This window comes from Streptomyces sp. SM1 (assembly GCF_002910825.1).
GTDB lineage: Bacteria > Actinomycetota > Actinomycetes > Streptomycetales > Streptomycetaceae > Streptomyces > Streptomyces okerensis.
This window is the reverse complement of record NZ_NEUB01000977.1, coordinates 1-7,408: the sequence shown is the minus strand read 5'-3', so window position 1 is coordinate 7,408 and position 7,408 is coordinate 1. Positions and strand designations below refer to the sequence as shown.

Below are 7,408 nucleotides of genomic sequence, written 5' to 3'. Positions count from 1 at the left end.
CTCGTCGAACAGCCGCTGCCAGGCCACCGCTTCGTCGTGGTCCAGCCGGGCGGGCGGGATCGGGCCGTCCAGGTCGCGGTAGGGGTCCAGGTCCTCCAGGGGAATGGCGACGGGGCCGGCCGGGGTGGAGTGGGTGAGGGTACGCAGCGGATGCCAGCCGGGGGCACCGGGGTCGTCGGGAGCGGGGTGCGTGAGGGTACGCAGCGGATGCCAGCCGGGGGCACCGGGGTCGTCGGGAGCGGGGTGCGTGAGGGTACGCAGCGGATGCCAGCCGGGGGCACCGGGGTCGTCGGGAGCGGGGTGCGTGAGGGTACGCAGCGGATGCCAGCCGGGGGCACCGGGGTCGTCGGGAGCGGGGTGCGTGAGGGTGCGCAGCGGATGCCAGCCGGGGTCCTCGGGGCCCGGGCGGTCCACCGGTACGGGGGCGGGGCGGCAGGTCAGGGTCGTGGGACGGCCGCCGCGGTCCGGTCCTCCCAGTGTCATGATCCCGGCGCGGGTGCCGGCTCTGCCCGCGCTCGGACCGGGCGCCCCGTCCGGCAGCCGGGCCAGTCCCAGGCCCGGCAGGTGCAGCGCGCCGTCGTCCAGCGCGACGCGCAGGGACGCTTCCGTACCGGCGTGCAGCGAGGCGGCCACCGCGAGGGCGTTCAGCCTGGCCGCCTCCACCCACAGCGGCGGCCCGTTCGCGGTGCCGTGCAGCCGGCGCAGCAGGTGCGCGATCCAGGCTCCGGTCGTGGGAGCGAGCAGCAACCGTTCCACCGCCTCCGGCGCCCGCTCGGCCGCCTCCTTGAAGACCTGCCAGGCGCTCGCGGCCTCGGTCAGCGGAGTGGGCAGGTCCCGTACGCGCTTCAGCAGGGTCCGCAGCAGCAGCAGCCGGCGGGCCCGTTCACCCTGTTCGAGGAAGGCGACGGCCGGCGCGGAGCCGCCGCCGGAAGCCAGTTCCGCGAAGAGGTGTTCGGGCATGCGGAACGGGGTGGTGCGCGGCTCGCCGGTCATGGGGCGGGACCTCCGGTCACGGATACGGACAGGGCGGCCGGCGACCCGTCGGGGCCTGGGCCGGGCCCCCGCCGCCGGGGCGCGGGACGGTCACTCGGCTCGGGCGGAGCCCTCGTTTCCGCCCCGGATGCCGCCGCGTGCGCGCAGCACCTCTTCGAGCACACGGACGGGCGGGTGCAGTGGCGCCAGTTCGTCCAGCGCGGTCAGGGGCAGGCCCGTGAGGTCGGTCAGGTCCGACTCCCAGACATCGGTCCCCGCACCGGTGGCCGGCTCTCGGTCGGCGGTGCGGCGCAGAGCGGGCGGCTGATCCAAGATGCTCCCCCCTTCTCGCACGGTGGCACGCGATGCCCCATGCCCAAGTTCCTTTTCCATCATGGCCATTCCTACCCGGGTCGAAAACCGTACGATCACGCCACTCGATCCTTTCTGCGATCTCGTCCGCCGTGTCGCGGCCGTCGGCTCGCCCGACGCCTACCCAGGTCCGTGCGCCCCCTGTGCGGGGCATGCCGGACGGGACCGGTGGGGTGGCCTGCGACATCTGTCCGAGCCGGTGGCGGGCGCGTCCGGGCGGGGAAACCCGCGGCCGCCCGCCTTCTCCGGCCGGTGACCGGGGGGCGGCAGTGTACGGCTCGCTTCCCTGAGGGGGCCCGGGGCATGTTCGTACGGCCGGAAACAGTTCTTCCGGATGGTGCCGGGGCCGCACGCGCCCCGCGCGCTTCAGGAAGCACGCCCCGCACCTCTCTGCTTCGGCCGATGACAACGGCCGCTGCCATGTGCCTCCAGTGACACCGGTGACGCGCGGGCAGAGCGGTACATGTCCGGTCAAGCTGCCCCTATTCTGGAGAAGTTGGGGGTCGAGCAGATGTGCGACGACCCACCCTCGGCCGCTCCGTCGGCCTCGACGACCGGACAACAGGGGGACCCTGTGCGCCCTGACGCGGTGGTAACTCATTTCCTGTTCGCCTCGGCTCTCGTCCTGACCGCCGGCCATGCGGCCGGCTGGCTGGCCCGGCGCCTGAAGCAGCCGTACATCGTCGGCCAGCTGGCCGCGGGCATAGCGCTGGGACCCTCCCTGCTGGGCAGTGCGGCGCCGGACGCCTACGCCCTGCTGTTCCCGGAACAGATCGGCGCGGCCCTGCGCGGGCTGGCCCAGTTCGCGCTGGTCGTATTCCTGTTCGCGGTGGGATACGAGCTGGACCTGAAGGTGCTCGGCGCCCGCGCGCGCACGGTGGTGGGCGTGGCGCTGACGGCCTTCCTCGTTCCGATGGCCGCAGGCAGCGGATGCGCGCTGCTGTTCCGGGAGCAGCTGCGCGCGCTGGACATGCCCCATCTCACTCCCGGCACCGTGGTGTTCGCCGGGGTCGCGCTGTCGATAACGGCGGTACCGGTACTGACGGCCATGGTGCGGGAGAACGGTCTGGCCGGCACCGTGCCGGGGGTGATGGCGGTGTCCGCCGCCGGGCTGCTGGACGTGATCGGCTGGACGGTGCTGGCAGGCACCCTTCTGGAGAGTGGGGAAGGGCATGAACTGCCCTGGCAATGGCGGGCGTTGCTCGCGGCCGGCTTCCTCACGCTGACGCTGGTGGCGGCCCGGCCGCTGCTGCGCCGGCTGTTGTGGCGCACCCGGACGGAGCCCGTGCTCCGGCTGTCCCTGCTGGTCGGCTTCGCCTTCGCGACGGCGTCCGTGACGCAGTACCTGGGACTGCACGCGATCTGCGGTGCCCTGCTCGCCGGGGTCGTCTGCCCGCGGGAGAAGGGCGGCACACTCCATCCTGACCTGCTGCGGCCGCTGCAGGACATCAGCTCACTGCTGCTGCCGTTCTTCTTCGTCGTCTCGGGCCAGGCCGTCGTCCTCGGCGCTCTGAACGGCACGGGCTGGGCCGCGTTCGCCGTGGTGACGGTGCTGGCCGTGGTGACCAAGGCCGGCAGCGGCACGGTGGCGGCCCGGCTGGGCGGGCTGGACCGTGACGACGCGCGGGCCGTGGGGGTGCTGCTGAGCGCCCGCGGCCTGACGGAGCTGATCGCTCTCGACGCGGGCCTCCGGGCAGGTCTGCTGAGCGGGCCCCTCTACACCGTCCTGGTGCTGATGGCCCTGGCCACCACGCTCCTGACCCAGCCGCTGCTGACCCTGGTGGACCGCAGGGCCGGGCGCACACCCCTGCGCACCACCATCCCCGCCCCGCACAGGCCCGGGGGCCCGCCGCGTGCGACACCCTCGGAGAGTACGACGACGGCTCCCGGCCCCTGACACGGCGGCGGTCCCGCTCCCCGGTGTGCCGGGGAACGGGACCGCCGCCATGAGTCTCCGGGAACGTGGGCCCCTGTGTCACAGAGGCACCCGGTCCCGTGTCACAGGGGCATCGGGGCCATGTCGCATTCGATGCGCGACCGCTGGAGGGCGGCGGCGAGCCACTGGTGGTCCGGGCGGACCACCCGGGTGAAGCCCTCCACCGCCTTGCGCTGCAGTTCCTCCGCCTCGGCGCCACGGCCCAGGCCCCTCTTGTCGAGGGCCAGGTTCGCGGTCACCGCCAGCGTGAGCGGGTGGTCCTCGCCCGCGACCTCCGCGAGCAGTGGCAGGTTGGCCGAGTCGATCGCGTGGGCCCGGTCGAAGTCGAGCTGCCCGTACGCCGTGTTGGCCCGTCCGATCGCCACGGTCAGGGCGGTGACGTGGCGCTCCCCCAGCCCGTGGGTCAGCCGGTGCTCCACGTCCTCCTCCAGCCCATGGGCCGCGTCGTGGTCGCCCAGCGCCCGCCAGGTCGCGGCGAGATTCGCCTTCGTCAGCAGCGTGTACGCGTGATCGCCGCCGAGGCGCTGCTCGAACCGCCGTACGGTCGACTCCGCCAGCTGGCGGGAGCCCTCCAGGTCGCCGGCCAGACGCATGTCGACGGAGAGGTTGGCCGCCGTCGTCAGGGAGTCGAAGTGGTCGGATCCGTACCGGGCGGCGAAGCGCCTCAGCGTCTCCTCCGACAGCTTCGCCGCCTCCGCCTGCGCGCCGTCGCGGCGCCGGCACACGGCGAGGTTGCGGGCGATGCGCAGGGTGAGGGGGTGCTCCTCGCCGAACGCCGCCTTGGCCCGGCGGTGGACGTCCTCCTGGAAGTCGCGCGCGCCCTTGTAGTCGCCGCTCTCACGCATGTCGATCGCGAGGGCGTTGAGGGAGTTGAGCGTGAAGAAGCTGGCCGGTCCGAACAGCAGTTCACGCTGCTGGGCGTTCTCCTGGTCCAGCGGCAGCACCTCGCGGAATCTGCCGCACAGCCGGAGGCCGACGCCCCAGGAATGGGTGGCCCGCAGGGTCATCGGATCGTCGGGACCGAACAGCGACCGCGCCAGCTCGGTGGCCTCCTCCGTCAGCTTCCGCGCCTCGTCGAAACGCCCCTGGTAGCCCCGCGCGTCGGCCAGCTCGCACAGCGAGTCGATCACCTCCTCGGTGTCGGCGTCGATACGGCGCGACACCTCCAGCGCCTTCTCGGTGAGCGGGATCGACTCGGGCACCTGACCGATCTGACGGAGCAGGAAGCCCAGGCTCTTCATCATCCGGACGACATGGAAGTCCTCCTCACCGGAGGCCGCGATCCAGGCACTCCACGCCTGTCGCGCGAAGTCCGCCGCGCCCTCGTGGTCGCCCCAGGTGTAGAGGAACCAGACGGTGTCGAAGACCAGTTCGCGCACGTAGGTGTCGGTGCTGGTCACCGCCTGCGAGGTCAGCACGTGCGGCAGCAGCGCCTGGTAGGCACGCCACTCCAGGGACGAGCCGTACGGGCCGGGCTTGGCGGCCGACAGCAGCTGATGGGCGGCGGTCCGCATCCGCTCGCGCTCCTGCGTGCCCAGCTTGGCCAGGAGCACGGTCTGCAGCAGCCGGTGCATCTGGAGCGTGTCGGACCGCGGGTCCACCCTGATCAGGGAGAACTGGCTCAGGTCCCGGATGGCGCGGTTCAGCTTGATCGACTCCCGCAGGAGCGGGTCGACCTCGGGCGTCACGTTCACCCCCCGGCTGCCGCGCAGCATGGACCGGGGGATGGGCTCCGGGGCCATGCTGGCGCAGATGTCGAGGAGCTGGCGGGCGCCCGGGTTGTTCTCCTGGATACGCCCCAGCGAGATGTCCCAGGCGGCGGCCACGGAGACCGGGTAGTCGGGGGCCGGGTCGAGTTCGAGGATCTCGGGACTGCGCTGCTCGAGAAGATCGAGGTACTCGTCGACGAGCATGCCGGTGACGGCGCGCCAGGAACCGGCCTGCTCCACCGCCAGCGGCAGGTCGCCGAGGGCCTCGGCGAGCCGGCCGGCGTCCTCCACCGTGAGATCGGGGGAGCGCCGCTGGAGCAGCTCGATGGACTCCTCGCGGTCGAACACGTTGACCGGGAGCGGGGTGGCGACCCGTTCCCAGGCCCGGTTCCGGGAGGTGACCACGACCTTGCCGGGCCCGTTGGTCGGGAAGTACTGGCGCACCGCCTCGACGTCCTCGGCGTTGTCGAAGACGAGCAGCCAGTTGTCGTACGGCGCGCCCGAGCGCAGCGCCTCGAGCACCGCGGGCACGGCCGTGTTGGCGGCGGGCGCGCCCATGACCTCCTGCCCCGTCGGGGCGACGCCCAGCTGGGCCGCCAGCTGGGCCAGTGCGGCCAGGATCAGGCTCTCGCGTTCGGCGGGGATCCAGCAGATGACCTTGTAGTCGTGCTGGTGGGTGTAGATGTACTCCAGCGCGAGCTGGGACTTGCCGACACCACCCAGCCCGTGCAGCGCGTGCGGCAGCACGGCCGCCGTGTCCTGGGCGCCGAGCTGGTCCTCCACGGCCCTCAGCAGCGCCTGCCGGCCGACGAACGAGGTGTTCCGGAGGGGAACGTTCACCAGAAGGGCGGGCGTTGCGGTCGTGGTGCTCTGCATGAGCGGCTCAGCCTCCGGGGCTTCGTCTGGTCGGGTGGCGTCGGTTACCGGGGTGGACACGGGCTCTCCTGGGTCGTCGGGTTCGTTCGACGGGGGCAGGTTTCCCTCTCCGCCGGACGATCCCCCATCAATAGCGCGGTTCACCTCGGAGGGCGCAACTCCGGAGGAACCGGCATGCACCCAGTCGGCGGTACCGGTCCGGGCGTCGCCGGAGAGACGGGGCTCGATCCGCCGGGCCCGCTCGGAGTACGGACCCGACAGCGCCCGCATCACCGCCAGCTCGCTGCGCGCCCAGCCGCGCTCGGACGGATCCGGCAGGGTGGCGCCCAGGGGGTCTCGCAGGGCGGCGCGCAGCGCGAGGCCGCGGTCACCCGCCGCCGGAAGCTCGCCCACCAGGCTCACGGTGCGGGCGAGTTGGCTGCGCGTGGTGGTGGCGAGCAGTTCCTCGCGCACCCCCTCGGCGAACTCGGGCCGGCCCTCGGCGCCGTGCTCCCAGTCGATCAGCCCGCCCATCAGGATCTCCGCCAGATGATCCGGCCGGGTCTCGGGCATGGTGCGGTGTCTCAGCTGCTCGAAGAGGTCGAAGTCGAACGGCACCGCGGCGAGCTGGGAGGCGAGCTTGCGTGCGGCCGGGGTGGCGAGGGTGAAGAAGCGGCGGACGGCGGCCCTGGCGGCGCGCGGGAAGCGGGGGGCGCGCAGTCCCGGCGCGGGTGCGCCCTTCACCAGGGTGCCGGCCAGCACGACCGGCAGGGCACGGCGCACTCCCCGGTCGCCGGTCACCAGGACGGCCCAGGCGGCGAGCGAGCCGGGCTTGAGCGAGAGCACGGGCACGGGCACCGATCCGTCGCCGCCGTCCGGCAGCGGCCGCAGCGGGTCGGGACCGCCGGGCGGCGGCCAGTGGGTGAGGCCGTCGTTGGCCGCACCGAAGCCACCGGCCTCCAGTACGGCCTCGTACGGGTAGAGCGTGGAGCGGCGGCGCATATGGGGCGGCAGCAGGTGGACGAGGGCCGTGGGGCCCGAGTGGGCCAGCCGGCCGAGGAGCTCGTCGGCGGCGGGAGCGGCCCAGCCGTGGGCCAGTCCGTCGGTGACGACGAGGTAGACGCGGCCGCCGCCGTCGATGAGCTCGCCGACTCCGGAGGTCGCCCGTCCGGTGCCCCAGCGGAGCGTGGCGGGCCCGCTGCGCGGCAGGCTCACCCGGACGGTGCGCACCGTGCGGAAGGCCCCGCTGTGCTCGGCGGCCCTGGCGAGGCGGGTGACGGAGTCCTGCCAGATCCGCAGGGTCGGGGCGTCGTCGACGACGAGGACCAGGTGGAAGGCCGCGGTGCGGGCGGGGCGCAGGAAGGGCATCCACATGCCGTCGACGACCCCCTGCTCGGCGGTCGTCTCCTCGTCCAGCTCCAGGGTGTCGCGGGAGGGGACGCGGCGGGCCAGCAGATGCAGGGCGCGCGCGAACTGTGCGGTGGCCCGGGCGGGTCCGTACTGCGGCCGGTCGTCGGCGGGCAGCAGCGGTTGCCCGACGTCCACGGCGAAGGGGCCCTCGAGG

3 protein-coding genes and 1 pseudogene are annotated in these 7,408 nt (G+C 73.4%); 1 reads left to right on the top strand and 3 read right to left on the bottom strand.

Annotated features, from left to right (window positions below):
- Both B9S61_RS42935 and B9S61_RS34350 read right to left on the bottom strand, forming a co-directional pair.
- Positions 1 to 993: pseudogene (locus B9S61_RS42935) on the bottom strand (hypothetical protein); the annotation flags it as partial.
- 90 nt (positions 994 to 1,083) lie between these two features.
- Positions 1,084 to 1,305 carry a hypothetical protein gene (locus B9S61_RS34350; RefSeq protein WP_103545677.1) on the bottom strand — a complete coding sequence of 74 codons (222 nt, stop codon included), beginning with the start codon at positions 1,303 to 1,305 and terminating at the stop codon, positions 1,084 to 1,086.
- A gap of 628 nt (positions 1,306 to 1,933) precedes the next feature.
- On the opposite strand from B9S61_RS34350, the gene B9S61_RS34345 reads away from it, so the two are divergent.
- Positions 1,934 to 3,241, top strand: coding sequence for a cation:proton antiporter (locus B9S61_RS34345; protein ID WP_258040012.1), 1,308 nt, complete (start codon positions 1,934 to 1,936; stop codon positions 3,239 to 3,241).
- A 101-nt stretch (positions 3,242 to 3,342) separates the two neighbouring features.
- Here B9S61_RS34345 and fxsT read toward each other — a convergent pair whose 3' ends face one another.
- The gene (gene fxsT, locus B9S61_RS34340) at positions 3,343 to 7,389 is read right to left on the bottom strand and encodes an FxSxx-COOH system tetratricopeptide repeat protein (RefSeq protein WP_374936270.1); all 4,047 of its coding nucleotides are present in this window, start codon (positions 7,387 to 7,389) and stop codon (positions 3,343 to 3,345) included.
- Between the last annotated feature and the right edge of the window lie 19 nt (positions 7,390 to 7,408).